This is a genomic window from Pseudomonas sp. LB3P93, from assembly GCF_054898025.1.
This window is the reverse complement of sequence record NZ_CM142713.1, coordinates 4,770,634-4,787,208: the sequence shown is the minus strand read 5'-3', so window position 1 is coordinate 4,787,208 and position 16,575 is coordinate 4,770,634. Positions and strand designations below refer to the sequence as shown.

Annotated in this window: 16 protein-coding genes; 14 read left to right on the top strand and 2 right to left on the bottom strand. The window is 59.7% G+C overall.

Features of this window, described 5'->3' with window-relative positions; all coding sequences use genetic code 11:
- Positions 1 to 236: 236 nt before the first annotated feature.
- Entirely contained in the window at positions 237 to 3,461 is a 3,225-nt protein-coding gene (gene rne, locus ACYZT8_RS21710; RefSeq protein ID WP_461975816.1) for a ribonuclease E, read from the bottom strand.
- Positions 3,462 to 4,161: 700 nt separating this feature from the next.
- On the opposite strand from rne, the gene rluC reads away from it, so the two are divergent.
- The 3 genes from rluC to sppA are packed head-to-tail and all read left to right on the top strand — an operon-like array spanning position 4,162 to position 6,787.
- Positions 4,162 to 5,124: a 23S rRNA pseudouridine(955/2504/2580) synthase RluC gene (gene rluC / locus ACYZT8_RS21705; RefSeq protein ID WP_461955184.1), complete on the top strand. Its 963-nt coding sequence runs from the start codon at positions 4,162 to 4,164 to the stop codon at positions 5,122 to 5,124.
- Complete coding sequence (locus ACYZT8_RS21700) at positions 5,111 to 5,773, top strand: HAD-IA family hydrolase (protein ID WP_461975814.1); 663 nt, start codon at positions 5,111 to 5,113, stop codon at positions 5,771 to 5,773. Before rluC ends, ACYZT8_RS21700 begins: the two co-directional genes overlap by 14 nt.
- Positions 5,774 to 5,797: 24 nt before the next feature.
- Positions 5,798 to 6,787: a signal peptide peptidase SppA gene (gene sppA, locus ACYZT8_RS21695; RefSeq protein ID WP_461975812.1), complete on the top strand. Its 990-nt coding sequence runs from the start codon at positions 5,798 to 5,800 to the stop codon at positions 6,785 to 6,787.
- A 50-nt stretch (positions 6,788 to 6,837) separates the two neighbouring features.
- On the opposite strand, the gene ACYZT8_RS21690 is transcribed toward sppA, so the two are convergent.
- Positions 6,838 to 7,416, bottom strand: coding sequence for a Maf family protein (locus ACYZT8_RS21690; RefSeq protein WP_461975810.1), 579 nt, complete (start codon positions 7,414 to 7,416; stop codon positions 6,838 to 6,840).
- 105 nt (positions 7,417 to 7,521) lie between these two features.
- Between ACYZT8_RS21690 and ACYZT8_RS21685 the strand changes: the two genes are divergently transcribed.
- From ACYZT8_RS21685 to ACYZT8_RS21635, 11 genes are all read left to right on the top strand, one after another.
- Entirely contained in the window at positions 7,522 to 8,049 is a 528-nt protein-coding gene (locus tag ACYZT8_RS21685; RefSeq protein ID WP_004371317.1) for a YceD family protein, read from the top strand.
- Positions 8,050 to 8,062: 13 nt separating this feature from the next.
- Positions 8,063 to 8,245, top strand: coding sequence for a 50S ribosomal protein L32 (gene rpmF / locus ACYZT8_RS21680; protein WP_008152339.1), 183 nt, complete (start codon positions 8,063 to 8,065; stop codon positions 8,243 to 8,245).
- Between the two features lie 4 nt (positions 8,246 to 8,249).
- A complete protein-coding gene (gene plsX / locus ACYZT8_RS21675; RefSeq protein WP_461975808.1) occupies positions 8,250 to 9,260 on the top strand; it encodes a phosphate acyltransferase PlsX in 1,011 nt (336 codons plus the stop codon).
- Between the two features lie 126 nt (positions 9,261 to 9,386).
- Positions 9,387 to 10,325: an ACP S-malonyltransferase gene (fabD, locus tag ACYZT8_RS21670; RefSeq protein WP_008152335.1), complete on the top strand. Its 939-nt coding sequence runs from the start codon at positions 9,387 to 9,389 to the stop codon at positions 10,323 to 10,325.
- Between the two features lie 16 nt (positions 10,326 to 10,341).
- Entirely contained in the window at positions 10,342 to 11,085 is a 744-nt protein-coding gene (gene fabG, locus ACYZT8_RS21665; protein ID WP_461975806.1) for a 3-oxoacyl-ACP reductase FabG, read from the top strand.
- 191 nt (positions 11,086 to 11,276) lie between these two features.
- The gene (gene acpP, locus ACYZT8_RS21660; RefSeq protein ID WP_003442511.1) at positions 11,277 to 11,513 is read left to right on the top strand and encodes an acyl carrier protein; all 237 of its coding nucleotides are present in this window, start codon (positions 11,277 to 11,279) and stop codon (positions 11,511 to 11,513) included.
- 107 nt (positions 11,514 to 11,620) lie between these two features.
- Positions 11,621 to 12,865, top strand: coding sequence for a beta-ketoacyl-ACP synthase II (fabF, locus tag ACYZT8_RS21655; protein ID WP_131062725.1), 1,245 nt, complete (start codon positions 11,621 to 11,623; stop codon positions 12,863 to 12,865).
- A complete protein-coding gene (gene pabC, locus ACYZT8_RS21650) occupies positions 12,865 to 13,680 on the top strand; it encodes an aminodeoxychorismate lyase (protein WP_461975804.1) in 816 nt (271 codons plus the stop codon). Before fabF ends, pabC begins: the two co-directional genes overlap by 1 nt.
- 3 nt (positions 13,681 to 13,683) lie before the next feature.
- Positions 13,684 to 14,913, top strand: a complete 1,230-nt coding sequence (gene mltG / locus ACYZT8_RS21645; RefSeq protein ID WP_461975802.1) for an endolytic transglycosylase MltG — start codon at positions 13,684 to 13,686, stop codon at positions 14,911 to 14,913.
- 19 nt (positions 14,914 to 14,932) lie between these two features.
- Entirely contained in the window at positions 14,933 to 15,565 is a 633-nt protein-coding gene (gene tmk, locus ACYZT8_RS21640) for a dTMP kinase (protein ID WP_461975800.1), read from the top strand.
- Positions 15,558 to 16,544: a DNA polymerase III subunit delta' gene (locus ACYZT8_RS21635; RefSeq protein ID WP_461975798.1), complete on the top strand. Its 987-nt coding sequence runs from the start codon at positions 15,558 to 15,560 to the stop codon at positions 16,542 to 16,544. Before tmk ends, ACYZT8_RS21635 begins: the two co-directional genes overlap by 8 nt.
- Positions 16,545 to 16,575 lie beyond the last annotated feature (31 nt).

Below are 16,575 nucleotides of genomic sequence, written 5' to 3'. Positions count from 1 at the left end.
CGCGAGCAGGCTCACTCCCACATTGGATCTGCGGTGTGATCACTGTTTTGTAATCGCCGCCTAACCCTGTGGGAGCGGGCTTGCTCGCGAAGGCGGTTTATCATTCGACGTTGATGCAAGCTGACCTACCGCTTTCGCGGGCAAGCCCGCTCCCACAGGGTGAGCGCGGTGATGTTTACAGACATAAAAAAGCCCCGCCTGGATCACCAGGCGGGGCTTTTTAGTGGCCGATGGAATCAGACGAGCGGTTTAGGCTCGTGTTCTTTTTCCAGGGCTTGCTCGTGTTGCTCTACCGCTTCCTGTACGGAACGCGGCGCTTCTTCGATGACCGACTCGGCAGCAGGTGTCGCTTCGACCACTTCAGCCACAACCGGGGCAGGCTCGGCAGCGACAGGCGCTTCAACCGGAGCCGCAGTGGCAGCCAGTTCGGCTTCCTTCTGCAGACGCTCGGCTTCACGCTTGCGACGACGCACTTCACGCGGGTCGTTCGGCGCACGGCCATTTTCGGTCAAGGCGCTGACTGGAGCCGCTTCGACGACCGGTGCAGCCACTTCGGCAACAACCGGCGCTTCAACCACCGGAGCAGGCTCGGCAGCAGCAACCACTGGCTCGGAGAACACAGCTTCAGCCACTGGGGCTTCAGCAACCGGCGCAGGCGTTTCAACCGCAACCGGCTCGGCAACCCAGTTGAACGCGGTTTGTTCTTCACGAACTTCGCGGACAGCTTCGGTCACGGTTTCGCTGGAAGTTTCGACCGCTGGCTCGGCAGCAACCACTGGCTCGAAAACTGGAGCCGTTTCAACAACCGGCTCAGCTTCACGAACCGGCGCCACTTCGATTTCCGGAGCAGCAGTAGCCTCGACCGCAGTCGTCGCTTCTACCACTGGCGCTTCAACCGGAGCAGTGTCCAGGGTGGCGGCAGTTGCGCGTTCGGCTTGCTCGTTGGCTTGTGCTTCAGCAGGTGCGCTGATCACGGTGCTGGCAACGGCTGCGGTAACAGCCAGGCCGGCGGCCAGATCGGAAGTGCTTGGCGCTTCGTTGCTTTCGTCAGCTTCGTTGCCTTCGGCGGACTCGGATTCTTCCGAACCTTCGATCACGTTGCCGTTGGCATCACGTTGACGCTCGCGACGGTTGCTGCGACGACGCTGACCACGGGAGCGGCGGCGTGGACGATCGCCTTCGGCGCCTTCCTGACCGTCTTCCTGCAGTTGCTCTTCGTTGGTCACCAGTTCTTCTTCGGCAACGGCAGCAGCAGCTTGCTCGGCACGTGGCTGACGTTCTTCACGCGGTGGGCGCGGAGCACGTTCTTCACGTGGCTGGCGAGCCGGACGCTCTTCAGCGGTCGCAGCAGTAGCGGCAACGGCTGGAGCCGTGGCATCCAGAGGTTCGCGCAGTTCACGCACTCGTTCTTCACGCTCGCCACGTGGCTTGCGATCTTCGCGAGGCGCGCGCGGTGCACGTTCTTCACGAGGGGCACGTGGTGCGCGCTCTTCACGTGGAGCACGTTCTTCGCGGGCTACTGCTGGGGTTTCTTCACGGGCTTCGCGTGGTTGACGCTCTTCACGCGGTTCACGTGGTGCGCGTTCTTCACGCGGTGCACGTTCCTCACGAGGCTTGCGTTCTTCATCGCGGCGACCGTTACGGTTGCGGCTCTGCTGACGACCGTTGCGACGCTCCTCATTGCGGGCAGGGCGCTCGGTGGTCGCCGGCTTTTCAACAGCGGCCGGAGTAACAGGCGCTTCCTTGGTCGCAAACAGGCCGACCAGCGACTTCACCAGGCCTTTGAACAGGCTTGGCTCTGGCACAACGGCTGGCGCGGCAACCGGAGCGGCAACGACTTCGGTCGGAACCGGAGCGTTGGCGCGAGCCGGTGCAGTCTTGACCGCGGCTTCCTGGCGAACCAGGGTGCGGGTCGCAGCGGCTGGCTGGACTTCTTCGACTTCGGCAGCAGCAGCAGCGATTTCGTAGCTGGACTGGCCGACCGCGGCTTCCGGGCTGTCATCGCGCAGACGCTGAACTTCGAAGTGCGGCGTTTCGAGGTGATCGTTCGGCAGAATGACGATGCGGGCACGGGTGCGCAGTTCGATCTTGGTGATCGAGTTGCGTTTTTCGTTGAGCAGGAAGGCTGCGACCGGAATAGGCACTTGTGCGCGGACTTCGGCGGTGCGGTCTTTCAGGGCTTCTTCTTCGATCAGGCGCAGGATCGCCAGAGACAGCGATTCAACGTCACGGATGATGCCGGTGCCGTTGCAACGCGGGCAAACGATGCCGCTGCTTTCGCCAAGCGATGGACGCAGGCGTTGACGGGACATTTCCAGCAGGCCGAAGCGCGAGATGCGACCGACTTGCACGCGAGCGCGGTCGGCTTCCAGGCATTCGCGGACTTTCTCTTCCACGGCGCGCTGGTTCTTGGCAGGGGTCATGTCGATGAAGTCGATGACGATCAAACCGCCGATGTCGCGCAAGCGCAACTGACGGGCGATTTCTTCGGCGGCTTCAAGGTTGGTCTGCAGGGCGGTTTCTTCGATGTCGCTGCCTTTGGTGGCGCGCGCCGAGTTGATGTCGATGGACACCAGGGCTTCGGTCGGATCGATAACGATGGAGCCGCCGGAAGGCAGTTCAACGACGCGCTGGAAGGCGGTCTCGATCTGGCTTTCGATCTGGAAACGGTTGAACAGCGGAACGCTGTCTTCGTACAGTTTGATCTTGCTGGCGTACTGCGGCATCACCTGGCGAATGAAAGTCAGGGCTTCGTCCTGGGCTTCAACGCTGTCGATCAGCACTTCGCCGATGTCCTGGCGCAGGTAATCGCGGATGGCGCGGATGATCACGTTGCTTTCCTGGTAGATCAGGAATGGCGCGGAGCGATCCAGCGAGGCTTCTTTGATGGCGGTCCAGAGTTGCAGCAGGTAATCGAGGTCCCACTGCATTTCTTCGCTGCTGCGGCCAAGGCCGGCAGTGCGAACGATCAGACCCATGTCGGCCGGGGCAACCAGGCCGTTCAGGGCTTCACGCAGTTCGTTGCGCTCTTCACCTTCGATGCGACGGGAGATGCCGCCGGCACGCGGGTTGTTCGGCATCAGAACCAGGTAACGACCGGCCAGGCTGATGAAAGTGGTCAGGGCTGCGCCCTTGTTGCCACGTTCTTCTTTTTCCACCTGAACGATGACTTCCTGGCCTTCGCTCAGGACGTCCTTGATGTTGACGCGGCCTTCGGGGGCTTTCTTGAAGTATTCGCGGGAGATTTCTTTGAGGGGCAGGAAGCCGTGGCGCTCGGAGCCGAAATCGACAAAGGCAGCCTCAAGGCTTGGTTCGATGCGAGTAATCCGGCCTTTATAGATGTTGGCCTTCTTCTGCTCGCGTGCACCGGATTCGATGTCCAGGTCGTAGAGGCGTTGGCCATCTACCAGTGCAACACGCAACTCTTCGGGTTGAGTTGCGTTAATCAGCATTCTTTTCATGTAGTACCGTCGGTTTCCGGGCTGCCGGAAACGGCGTTCGGCACACACGACTTCTCACGGTCGGTGTCAGGTGCGTCGGGAGTGGTTGGCCATTCCCGTGTCCAGCGATGTCCGGCCAATTGGGCCGTTATCGCGACGTACGCGTCCTGCTTGCTGTGGCTACTTAAGCACTCAGTCAGGAGGAGGAATCAACCAGCGGCTGTGGACGAGATGAAGCGTCTTGATAAAGCCTATTGCTACACAGTCCAGCGGTTGTGCATCTCCACCCTACACGTATCCCTGATAATTCGGGTGCTGCCGCGCGCAGAATCCGCAGCGGGTTGGCATTTACCGTGAGCTCCGAAGGGGGAGGTCACGCATCATGGCTAATTTAGGCGTTGTTTCCGAAGCGTTCGCTCGGGGTCGTCCGTAGCCGACTGCACTTTGTGAACTGGCCGTGAATATTGGCTCGCAAGGCGAGTGAAAACTCTGCTTTGCGGCTTGATTCAGGCCTCATGTCACCTGCGCTTGTTACAGCTGCAAACTCCACCGTTACGTAGCGAAAGCCCCGTAGGACGGCCTCGCGCCCTGGTGAATTGCGTTGGTCAGGGCCGGTTGTTGACCGTTAGTCCGCTGTCCAGGCCGCTTTTGGCGGCGTTCGCGACTATAGCAGCAATGATTAAGTGCTTCAATTCCATAAAAAATTGTTATCATCCGCGGCATGACGACTACTGCCCCTTCGACCCCAGCCGTACAACTGCTGGAGGTCTCGCCGGAATATGCCGGCCAACGTATTGATAACTTCCTTCTCGCTCGGCTCAAAGGCGTGCCCAAGACCTTGATTTACCGCATTTTGCGCAAGGGCGAAGTGCGAGTGAACAAAGGCCGGATCAAGCCCGAATACAAGCTGCAGGCGGGCGACATCGTGCGCGTGCCGCCGGTTCGTGTGCCCGAGCGTGACGAGCCGGTGCCGCTGGCCCAAGGCCTGCTGCAACGCCTCGAAGCCTCGATTGTGTTCGAGGACAAGGCGTTGATCGTGATCAACAAGCCTTGCGGCATCGCGGTTCATGGCGGCAGCGGCTTGACTTACGGGGTGATCGAAGCCTTTCGTCAGTTACGCCCGGATTGCAAGGAGCTCGAACTGGTTCACCGTCTCGATCGTGACACCTCCGGCCTGCTGATGATCGCCAAGAAGCGCAGCATGCTGCGCCACTTGCATACGGCATTGCGCGGCGATGGCGTCGATAAACGCTACATGGCGTTGGTCCGCGGTAACTGGGCGGCCTCGATCAAGCAGGTTCGTGCGTCGCTCGGCAAGAGCAACCTGCGCTCCGGCGAGCGCATGGTCGAGGTCGATGAGGAGGAGGGCAAGGAGTCTGTGACCGTGTTCAAGGTCCTGCGCCGCTTCGGCGACTTTGCCACCCTGATCGAAGCCAAGCCGATCACCGGCCGCACGCACCAGATCCGCGTCCATACCCTGCACGCCGGGCACTGCATCGCTGGCGATACCAAGTATGGCGATGAAGGTTTCAGCAAGGAGATTCGTGATCTGGGCGGCAAGCGCCTGTTCCTGCACGCCTACATGCTGACCGTGCCGCTGCCGGATGGTGGTGAGCTGAAGTTGCAGGCGCCAGTGGACGAAATGTGGGCCAAGACTGTGGAGCGCCTGAGTGCACCCCTCTGATTACAAACTGCTGATTTTCGATTGGGACGGCACACTGGCTGACTCCATTGGTCGGATTGTCGAGGCGATGCACGTCGCGTCCGAGCGGTCCGGGTTTCAGTTGCGTGATGATTTTGCGGTCAAAGGCATTATCGGTCTGGGCTTGCCTGAGGCCATTCGCACGTTGTACCCCGACATTGGCGATGCTGAGCTGATAGCGTTCCGTCAGCACTATGCGGATCACTACATCGCCGCCGAAGCCGTGCCTTCGCCGCTGTTCGAGGGTGTGCTCGAGTCGATGGAGGCGTTTCGTGCCGAGGGTTATCATCTGGCTGTGGCGACGGGCAAGGCTCGTCGCGGGCTGGATCGGGTGCTGAAAGCTCACGGCTGGGAAGAGTATTTCGATATCACCCGCGCGGCCGATGAAACCGCCAGCAAGCCCCATCCGCTGATGCTTGAGCAGATTCTCGCCCACTGCGAGGTTCGCCCGGAGCAGGCGCTGATGGTCGGCGATTCGTCCTTCGACCTGCAGATGGCGCGTAACGCCGGCATGGATTCGGTGGCGGTCAGTTATGGCGCTCAATCGATCGACGCGCTGAAGCTGTTCGAGCCGGTACTGGCCATTGATCGTTTTTCAGAGTTGCGTGCCTGGCTGAGTCAGCGGGCTTAATAAGTTTTTGCTGGGGAAGATGTCATGACCGACGAATGGAAAGCGCCTGCCAAGGCGAGCGCAGAGAACGGTGACGAAAAAAGCTGGAAGCTGCTGGAAAAGACCCTGCTGGCCAGTGTCCAGGAGCAGCGCCGGTCTCGTCGCTGGGGGATTTTCTTCAAGCTGCTGACCTTTGTGTACCTGATTGGCGCGTTGATTCTGTTCACGCCGCTGATGGACATGGAAAAAAGCGCGACCCGCGGTTCCCACTACACGGCGTTGATCGACGTGACGGGTGTGATCGCCGACAAGGAACCGGCCAGTGCTGACAACATCGTCGGCAGTCTACGTGCGGCTTTCGAGGACGAGAAGGTCAAGGGTGTGATCCTGCGCATCAACAGCCCTGGCGGCAGTCCGGTGCAATCGGGTTATGTGTATGACGAAATTGCTCGTCTGCGCGGCTTGCACCCGGATACCAAGGTCTACGCGGTGATCTCCGATCTGGGGGCTTCCGGTGCTTACTATATCGCCAGCGCAGCCGATCAGATTTACGCCGACAAGGCGAGCCTGGTCGGTTCCATTGGTGTGACGGCGGCCGGTTACGGTTTTGTCGGCACCATGGAGAAGCTCGGTGTCGAGCGTCGGACCTACACGTCGGGCGAGCACAAGTCGTTCCTCGACCCGTTCCAGCCGCAGAAGCCTGAGGAGACTCAGTTCTGGCAGGGTGTGCTGGATACCACGCATCAGCAGTTCATCAACAGCGTGAAAAAGGGCCGTGGCGACCGTCTCAAGGACAAAGAGCATCCGGAGCTGTTCTCCGGGCTGGTCTGGAACGGCGAGCAGGCATTGCCGCTGGGTCTGATCGATGGTCTGGGGAATGCCAGTTCGGTGGCGCGTGATGTGATTGGCGAGAAAGAACTGGTGGACTTCACCGTTCAGGAATCGCCGTTCGATCGCTTCTCGAAAAAACTCGGTGCCAGCGTGGCTGAGCATCTGGCGATGTGGATGGGTTTTAGCGGCCCGTCGATGCGCTGAGTTCTCCTGCGGCATAAAAAAACCGGCCCAAGTGGCCGGTTTTTTTGCGTTCAGGGGATTTGCACGCCTTCGGCCAGCAGCATGTCGATCAGGCGAATCAGCGGCAGGCCGATCAGGCTGGTGGCGTCAGGGCCTTCGGTGCTTTGAAACAGGCTGACTCCCAAGCCTTCAGCCTTGAAGCTGCCAGCGCAGTCGTAGGGTTGTTCGGCGCGCAGGTAGCGCTCGATGCGTGCAGGGTCCAGCGTGCGCATGTGCACGGTGAACGGCACGCAGTCAACCTGGCAGTCGCCGGTTTCGCTGTTGAGCAGCGCCAGGCCCGTCAGGAAAGTCACGCTGGCACCGCTCGAAGCCAGCAGTTGCTCACGGGCCTTTTCGAAGGTGTGAGGTTTACCGATAATCCGCTCGCCGAGGACTGCGACCTGATCTGAGCCGATGATCAGGTGAGCGGGGTGGCTGTCGGCCAGTGCCCGGGCTTTTTCTGTGGCGAGGCGTTTTACCAGCTCAATGGCGGACTCGCCCGGGCGATGGTTTTCATCGATATCCGGTGAGCTGCAGGTGAATGGCAGCTGCAAGCGGGCCAGCAATTCCCGGCGATAAACCGAGCTTGAAGCGAGTAATAAAGGCAGCATACGCATCTCCGGAAGACAGGCGCGAATTCTACCGAGGCTTCCAAGTGACGGACAGGGCTGAATTTCCTTTGACATGGCTGGGTGCATCCCTATAATGCTGCGCCTATGTTGAATGACCCGATTCCACCTCACGTTGACCCGCGCAAATTGGCTGATCGTGGCACCACCCTTCAAGGTGAACTGCTGCTGGCCGATTTGGAGAGACTCTGCGACCCGCTTTCCGACACTGTCGGTACGGTGCAGGCTAAATTCGTTTTTGAACGAGATGAACGTAAGTCTGTGGTAATCCACAGCTTTATCGACACCGAAGTCAAAATGGTTTGCCAGCGTTGTCTTGAGCTGGTCACCCTGCCGATCCATAGCGAATGCAGTTATGCTGTGGTGAAGGAGGGTGCGAATACCCAGTCGTTGCCGAAAGGTTATGACGTGCTGGAACTGGGCGAAGATCCTTTGGATCTGCAGTCACTGATCGAGGAGGAGCTTCTGCTCGCCTTGCCCATTGTGCCTGCTCATCATCCGGAAGAATGCCAGCAGCCGGCGGGTCTCGATGAGCCCGAACCGAGCGAGGACGAGGTAACGCGGTCCAACCCGTTCAGTGTATTGGCGCAGTTAAAGCGTGACCCAAACGTTTAGGAGTTAATCAATTATGGCTGTTCAGCAGAACAAAAAATCCCGCTCTGCCCGTGACATGCGTCGTTCGCACGACGCCCTGACGGCAAGCACTCTGTCTGTAGAAAAAACCACCGGTGAAATTCACCTGCGTCACCACGTATCGCCAGAAGGCGTATACCGTGGCCGTAAAGTGATCGATAAGGGCGCTGACGAGTAATCACTTGTCTGCTCAAGTCATCGCGATTGACGCAATGGGCGGGGACTTCGGTCCCCGCAGCATTGTTCAGGCCAGCCTTGCTTGCCTGTCTGCTACACCCTCGCTGCACCTGACCCTCGTCGGTCAACCCTCCCTTCTTGAAGAACTGCTCTCTGGCCAATCGGCTGTGGATCGCTCACGCCTGTCGATTGCTCCGGCATCCGAAGTCATCACCATGGATGAAAAGCCTGCCCAGGCCTTGCGCGGCAAGCCTGATTCGTCGATGCGTGTGGCGCTCGAGCTGTTGCGTGATGGCAAGGTCCAGGCGTGTGTCAGTGCCGGCAATACCGGTGCGCTGATGGCGTTGTCGCGGTTTGTGCTCAAGACGTTGCCGGGCATTGATCGGCCGGCGATGGTTGCGGCCATTCCGACGCAGAAGGGTTATTGCCAGTTGCTCGATCTGGGCGCCAATGTTGATTGCAGTGCCGAACACCTGTTGCAGTTCGCAATCATGGGGTCGGTGGCGGCGGAGACACTGGGTGTCGTTCGCCCGCGTGTGGCCTTGCTGAACATCGGCACCGAAGACATCAAGGGCAATCAGCAGGTCAAGCTGGCTGCAACCTTGTTGCAAAGTGCCCGTGGTATCAATTACATCGGCTTCGTCGAAGGTGACGGCTTGTACCGTGGCGAGGCGGACGTGGTGGTGTGTGACGGCTTTGTCGGCAATATCCTGCTCAAGTCCAGCGAAGGCCTGGCGACCATGATTGCCGGACGCATCGAAGCCTTGTTCAAGAAAAACCTCGCCTCGAAAATGGTTGGCGCGTTGGCGTTGCCGCTGATGAGGCGTCTGCAAGCCGATCTGGCACCTGCGCGGCATAACGGCGCAAGTTTCCTGGGTTTGCAGGGCATTGTGGTGAAAAGCCACGGTTCGGCTGGGGTTCAGGGTTTCCAGAGTGCGATTTCACGTGCACTGATCGAGATTCAGGAAAACCTGCCGGAACGCATTCACGGTCGTCTGGAGGATTTGTTGCTTTAGGCGTTTTCGTCGGACAATGCTTAAATGTGACCGCTCAGTTCAATTGGCCATCCAACTGTCAGTTTCTTGCGTCCCCCAAGCGGGACGTCAAATTCTCCGACGACAAGATCATTAGGGGCTTGTTACATGTCTGCTTCCCTCGCATTCGTCTTTCCAGGACAGGGTTCGCAGTCCCTCGGCATGCTGGCCGAGTTGGGCGCGCAACATCCGGTTGTCCTCGAAACATTCAAAGAAGCTTCCGATGCTCTGGGTTACGACCTGTGGGCACTGACCCAGCAAGGGCCGGAAGAGCAACTCAATCAAACCGATAAAACCCAGCCGGCCATTCTGACCGCCTCGATCGCCTTGTGGCGTCTGTGGCTGGCTGAAGGCGGTGCGCGTCCGGCTTACGTTGCCGGTCACAGCCTGGGCGAATACAGCGCGCTGGTCGCGGCTGGCAGTCTGAGCCTGGGCGACGCCGTCAAACTGGTTGAACGCCGTGGCCAGTTGATGCAAGAAGCAGTTCCGGCCGGGCAGGGCGGCATGGCCGCGATCCTCGGTCTGGACGACGCTGACGTGTTGGCAGCCTGTGCCGAAGCGGCGCAAGGCGAAGTGGTCAGTGCGGTCAACTTCAACTCCCCGGGCCAGGTGGTTATCGCCGGTGCCAAGGCGGCGGTCGAGCGCGCCATCGAAGGCTGCAAGGCGCGTGGTGCCAAGCGCGCCATGCCACTGCCGGTCAGCGTGCCTTCTCACTGCGAGCTGATGCGTCCGGCAGCCGAGCGTTTCGCCGAGTCGATCGCTGCGATCGACTGGCAAGCGCCGCAGATTCCGGTTGTACAGAATGTCAGTGCTACCGTGCCGGCCGATCTGGAAACCCTCAAGCGCGATCTGCTTGAGCAGCTCTACAAGCCTGTGCGCTGGGTCGAATCGGTCCAGGCGCTGGCTGCCAAGGGCGCAACCCAGTTGGTCGAATGCGGCCCTGGCAAAGTGCTGGCTGGCCTGAACAAGCGTTGCGCCGAAGGCGTGTCGACATCCAACCTCAATACCCCAGACGCTTTCGCTGCCGCCCGTGCAGCGCTGGCCTGAATCAGGAGAAACTTGCATGAGTCTGCAAGGTAAAGTTGCATTGGTCACCGGCGCGAGCCGCGGTATTGGCCAAGCCATCGCCCTGGAGCTGGGTCGTCAGGGCGCCATCGTTGTGGGCACCGCGACGTCCGCTTCCGGCGCCGAGAAAATTGCCGCCACCCTTAAAGAAAACGGTATTCAAGGCACTGGCCTGGAACTCAACGTCACCAGCGACGAATCCGTTGCTGCGGTGTTGGCAAGCATCTCTGCACAGTTCGGTGCGCCGGCGATCCTGGTCAACAATGCCGGTATCACCCGCGATAATCTGATGATGCGCATGAAAGATGACGAATGGCATGACGTCGTCGATACCAACCTGAACAGTCTGTTCCGCCTGTCCAAGGGCGTTTTGCGCGGTATGACCAAAGCCCGTTGGGGACGAATTATCAGTATTGGCTCTGTTGTGGGTGCCATGGGCAACGCAGGCCAAGTAAACTACGCAGCCGCCAAGGCCGGTCTGGAAGGTTTCAGCCGTGCGCTGGCGCGTGAAGTCGGTTCGCGTTCGATTACGGTAAACTCGGTGGCTCCTGGGTTCATCGACACCGATATGACCCGCGAACTGCCCGAGGCACAGCGTGAAGCCTTGCAGACGCAGATTCCGCTGGGCCGTCTGGGGCAAGCACAAGAGATCGCGTCTGTGGTCGCTTTTCTTGCATCCGACGGTGCGGCTTACGTTACTGGGGCTACAATCCCGGTGAACGGCGGGATGTACATGAGTTAAATGTGACGGATTGCTTCAAAAAAATGTCATACGAGCTGTCTAAAATCCGTTATAAAGCTGCAATCTATTTATAGGCAGAGGGCTGTCGGGTTTGAGGAGTGAAGCTTTCAGTTGAAAAACTGAAAAGTCTTTCTATACACTTACCCACTGGCCAGCTGCCTGAATTTGTCCATTAGGAGTGAAAACAAGGTATGAGCACCATCGAAGAGCGCGTCAAGAAAATCGTTGCTGAGCAACTGGGCGTTAAAGAAGAAGAAGTGGTCAACACTGCTTCCTTCGTTGAAGACCTGGGTGCCGACTCCCTTGACACCGTTGAGCTGGTGATGGCTCTGGAAGAGGAATTCGAGACCGAAATCCCTGACGAAGAAGCTGAGAAGATCACTACTGTACAAGCTGCAATCGATTACGTTACAAACCACCAGGCTTAATAGCTTGTAATCGTTGCTTGCTGTCATGGAAAAACCGCACTGCCTCATGGCGTGCGGTTTTTTCTTTAGGCCTGATGCAAAGTCGTCATTTGAAAAAGGAGAGTGCTGTGTCGCGTAGACGCGTCGTAGTCACCGGTATGGGTATGTTGTCGCCACTGGGCACGGATGTGCCAAGCAGTTGGCAGGGCATTCTGGCTGGCCGCAGTGGCATTGGTCTGATCGAACACACCGACCTTTCTGCCTATTCCACCCGTTTTGGCGGCTCGGTAAAGGGCTTCAATGTCGAGGAATACCTGTCGGTCAAGGAAGCTCGCAAGCTCGACCTGTTCATTCAGTACGGTCTGGCCGCAGGTTTTCAGGCGGTACGTAACGCAGGCCTTGAAGTCACCGACGCCAACCGTGAGCGCATCGGCGTGGCCATGGGTTCGGGTATTGGCGGTCTGACCAATATCGAAGAAACCAGCCGCACCCTGCATGATTCCGGCCCACGACGGATCTCTCCGTTTTTCGTGCCTGGCTCGATCATCAATATGATTTCCGGCTTCCTGTCCATCCACTTGGGTGCACAGGGACCTAACTACGCCATCGCCACCGCGTGTACCACTGGTACGCACTGCATCGGCATGGCTGCCCGCAACATCATGTACGACGAAGCCGACGTGATGATTGCCGGCGGCGCCGAGATGGCAGCTTGCGGTCTGGGCATGGGCGGCTTCGGTGCTTCCCGTGCGCTGTCGACCCGCAACGACGAGCCGACCCGCGCCAGTCGTCCATGGGACAAGGGCCGTGATGGCTTCGTGTTGTCCGACGGTGCCGGCGCTCTGGTTCTCGAAGAACTGGAACACGCCAAGGCGCGTGGCGCGACTATCTATGCCGAGCTGATCGGTTTCGGCACCAGTGGCGACGCGTTCCATATGACGTCGCCTCCGGCAGATGGCGCAGGTGCTGCGCGTTGCATCACCAACGCCCTGCGTGACGCGAAGATCAATAGCGATCAGGTCCAGTACATCAACGCCCACGGCACCTCGACGTCGGCCGGTGACCTCGCCGAAGCCTGTGCGATCAAGTCGGTGTTCGGCGATCACGCCTACAAACTGGCCGTCAGTTCGACCAAGTCCATGACCGGTCACTTGCTGGGTGCGGCGGGCGCGGTCGAGGCGATCTTCAGCGTGCTGGCAATCAACAGCCAGGTGGCGCCACCGACCATCAACCTCGATGAGCCGGATGAAGGCTGCGACCTCGACTTCGTACCGCACACTGCGCGCAACATGGACATCGATGTGGTGCTGTCCAACTCCTTCGGGTTTGGCGGTACCAACGGCTCGCTGGTGTTCCGCCGGTTCGCTGACTGATGGACAGCTGGGTCGACGGTCAGCCGGCTGACGCTTTGTCGCTGAAGGATCGCGGCCTGGCTTACGGTGATGGTCTGTTCGAGACCATCGCCGTGCGTGGCGGGCAACCGTTGCTGCTGGACCGACACCTGGCGCGTCTGGTCGACGGCTGTTCGCGCCTGGCAATCGCTGCCGATCATGAATTGATCCGCAGTGAGCTGCTGGCCTATGCCCACGCACTGGATGAGGGTGTGCTCAAACTCATCATCACCCGTGGCGACAGTCTGCGCGGTTACGCCCCCGATCCTTCGGCTCAGGCCCGGCGTATTCTGCAAGGCAATCCTCCCGCTGTTTATCCTGCCGTTCATGGCGAGCAGGGCGTTCGCCTGTTCCCCTGTGCAACACGTCTGTCCAGGCAGCCACTGCTTGCCGGTCTCAAACACCTCAACCGTCTGGAGCAAGTGATCGCCCGCGCCGAGTGGCAAGATACGGAGCACGCCGAAGGCTTGATGCTCGATCTGGCGGGGCGCGTGATCGAAGGTGTGTTCAGCAACCTGTTCCTGATCCGCGATGGTGTATTGATCACGGCTGATTTGAAGCGCTGTGGCGTGGCTGGCGTGATGCGTGCCGAATTATTGTTTCAAGCCGAGTCGCTGGGGATTCCCACGCAAATCACCGACATCAGTCTGGATCAGCTGCAATGGGCCGATGAAGTCTTTGTCTGCAACAGCGTGTATGGCGTTTGGCCGGTGCGCGCCTATGCTGCGCTGAGCTGGTCGGTTGGGCCGCTCACCCGTAAACTCCAAACCATTGCCCGCGCGCTACTGGATGCTTGATACGTGAGACGTAAATTCTTGCTGCTGCTGGAAACCGGATTGGTTCTGGCAGGGCTGTGTCTGGGCGCTGCCGCCTGGAAAATTCATTCGGCGTTGGAACAGCCGCTGAACATCACCCAGGAAGAACTGCTGGAAGTGCCCAAAGGCACGACTCCCACCCGCACTTTCTATCGACTCGAAGCCGATGGCGTCATCAAGGATGCTTTCTGGTTGCGTGTGTATTGGCGTTTCAATTTGGCCGGACAACCCTTGCACAAGGGCGAATACCGCATGCAGCCCGGCATGACCGTCGAAGGGCTGATCGACCTGTGGAAGCGCGGGGACATCGTTCAGTACAGCCTGACCCTGGTCGAAGGCTGGAATTTTCATCAGGTCCGGGCGGCATTGGCCAAGGATGAAAAACTTGAGCAGACCCTGAACGGCTTGAGCGATAGCGAAGTGATGACAAAGCTCGGCCACGCCGGGATCTTTCCCGAAGGTCGATTCTTCCCCGACACGTACCGCTTCGTGCGTGGCATGACCGACCTCGATCTGCTGAAAAAAGCCTACGATCGCCTCGACGAAGTCCTTGCCAAGGAATGGGAGCAACGTGCTGCTGACGTGCCGTATACCGAACCCTATCAAGCGCTGATCATGGCCTCGTTGGTGGAAAAGGAAACCGGGGTGCCGCAAGAGCGCGGTCAGATTGCTGGTGTGTTTGTGCGACGCATGGCGATTGGCATGCTGCTGCAGACCGATCCGACGGTGATCTACGGCCTGGGTGATCGTTACAGCGGCAAATTGACCCGTGCCCACCTCAAGGAGCCAACGCCGTACAACACCTACATGATTTCGGGCCTGCCGCCGACCCCGATTGCCATGGTCGGCCGCGAAGCGATCCACGCCGCGTTGAACCCGGTGGCGGGTAACAGCCTCTACTTCGTCGCTCGCGGTGATGGTAGCCACGTGTTCTCCGATGATCTGGATGCCCACAACAATGCGGTGCGTGAGTTCCAGCTCAAGCGTCGTGCCGACTACCGCTCCAGCCCGGCGCCGGCCTCGGCGTCCGAATTCCAGAATGGCGAAGCACCGGACGCCGAGGCGCCGATTCCGGTCGCGTCGCCCAACCCAGAAGCCGAGGCTGTGCCGCCCGTAGCGCCGCAAGAACCCGCTGCTGCACCTGCTCCGGAGCCTGCTCCGCAGCCAGACCCCGTGCCTGAGCCGGATGCAACCGCGCCGCAAAACCCGCAATGACCCTGATTAAGGACTGCCTGTGACTGGCTTGTTTATTACCCTGGAAGGCCCGGAAGGCGCCGGCAAAAGCACGAATCGCGAATACCTGGCCGAGCGTCTGCGCGCCGCCGGTATCGAGGTGGTGCTGACCCGCGAACCGGGTGGTACGCCATTGGCCGAGCGGATTCGCGAAGTGTTGTTGGCGCCGGTTGATGAAGTCATGAACCCCGACACCGAGTTGTTGTTGGTGTTCGCCGCGCGGGCCCAGCATCTGGCCGAGGTGATTCGCCCCGCGCTCGCCCGCGGTGCGGTGGTCTTGTGTGATCGTTTTACCGATTCGACCTATGCCTATCAGGGCGGCGGTCGCGGTTTGTCGCTGGAGCGCATCGCGACTCTGGAAACGTTTGTCCAGGGCGATCTTCGTCCTGACCTGACGTTGATCTTTGATCTGCCGGTAGAAGTGGGTCTGGCTCGTGCCAATGCTCGCGGTCGCCTGGACCGTTTCGAACTCGAAGGCCGGACCTTTTTCGATGCCGTGCGCAGTGCGTTCCTCAAGCGCGCTGACGCTGACCCGGCGCGTTATGTGCTGGTCGATGCCGCTCAGCCGCTGCCGCAGGTTCAGCAGTCGCTGGACGCCTTGCTGCCACGTTTGCTGGAGCTGACCCGTGGCTGAAGCCTATCCGTGGCAGGACAGCCTCTGGCAGCAGTTGGCCGGTCGCAAGCAACATGCGCACGCCTATCTGCTGCATGGCCCGGCCGGGATCGGCAAGCGTGCGCTGGCCGAGCGTTTGATGGCCAGTCTGCTGTGCCAGCGTCCGACCGCGCAGGACGCCTGCGGCGAATGCAAATCCTGCCTGCTGCTCAAGGCCGGCAGCCACCCTGACAATTACATCCTGGAACCGGAAGAAGCCGACAAGGCGATCAAGGTCGATCAGGTGCGTGACCTGGTCAGTTTCGTGGTTCAGACCGCACAAATGGGCGGGCGCAAGGTGGTGTTGATCGAGCCGGTCGAGTCGATGAACGTCAACGCCGCGAACGCCTTGCTCAAAAGTCTTGAAGAACCGTCCGGCGATACCGTTTTACTGTTGGTCAGCCACCAGACCAGTCGTCTGCTGCCAACCATCAAGAGCCGCTGCGTGCAGCAGGCCTGCCCACTGCCGAGCGAAGCGATGAGTCTTGCCTGGCTGGCCAAGGCCTTGCCGGACAGCTCGGAAGAAGAGCGTGTCGAACTGCTGACCCTGGCCGCCGGCTCCCCGCTGGCCGCGGTCAAGTTACAGGCACAGGGCGTGCGCGAGCAGCGGGCGCTGGTGGTCGAAGGCGTGAAGAAGTTGCTCAAGCAACAGCAATCGCCGACGCAGTTGGCCGAAGAATGGAAAACCGTTCCCCAGTTGCTGTTGTTCGACTGGTTCTGCGACTGGTCGAGTCTGATCCTGCGCTATCAGTTGACCCAGGATGAAGCAGGGCTTGGATTGACGGACATGCGCAAGGTCATTCAATACCTGGCGCAGAAAACCGCTCAGGACAAAGTCTTGAGTATCCAGGACTGGATTCTCGCCCAGCGCCAGAAGGTCATGAGCAAAGCCAACCTCAATCCGGCATTGTTGCTCGAGGCGCTGCTGGTGCAATGGGCATCCCTGCCTACCCAGAAGTGATCGTCTGCGCCTAGACTCTGATCATCAGCAA

Excerpts from the sequence above, each read along its gene's own strand:
- rne (WP_461975816.1), bottom strand. The coding sequence starts at position 3,461 with ATGAAAAGAATGCTGATTAACGCAACTCAACCCGAAGAGTTGCGTGTT.
- rluC (WP_461955184.1), top strand. The coding sequence starts at position 4,162 with ATGACGACTACTGCCCCTTCGACCCCAGCCGTACAACTGCTGGAGGTC.
- sppA (WP_461975812.1), top strand. The coding sequence starts at position 5,798 with ATGACCGACGAATGGAAAGCGCCTGCCAAGGCGAGCGCAGAGAACGGT.
- ACYZT8_RS21690 (WP_461975810.1), bottom strand. The coding sequence starts at position 7,416 with ATGCTGCCTTTATTACTCGCTTCAAGCTCGGTTTATCGCCGGGAATTG.
- ACYZT8_RS21685 (WP_004371317.1), top strand. The coding sequence starts at position 7,522 with ATGTTGAATGACCCGATTCCACCTCACGTTGACCCGCGCAAATTGGCT.
- rpmF (WP_008152339.1), top strand. The coding sequence starts at position 8,063 with ATGGCTGTTCAGCAGAACAAAAAATCCCGCTCTGCCCGTGACATGCGT.
- fabD (WP_008152335.1), top strand. The coding sequence starts at position 9,387 with ATGTCTGCTTCCCTCGCATTCGTCTTTCCAGGACAGGGTTCGCAGTCC.
- fabG (WP_461975806.1), top strand. The coding sequence starts at position 10,342 with ATGAGTCTGCAAGGTAAAGTTGCATTGGTCACCGGCGCGAGCCGCGGT.
- acpP (WP_003442511.1), top strand. The coding sequence starts at position 11,277 with ATGAGCACCATCGAAGAGCGCGTCAAGAAAATCGTTGCTGAGCAACTG.
- pabC (WP_461975804.1), top strand. The coding sequence starts at position 12,865 with ATGGACAGCTGGGTCGACGGTCAGCCGGCTGACGCTTTGTCGCTGAAG.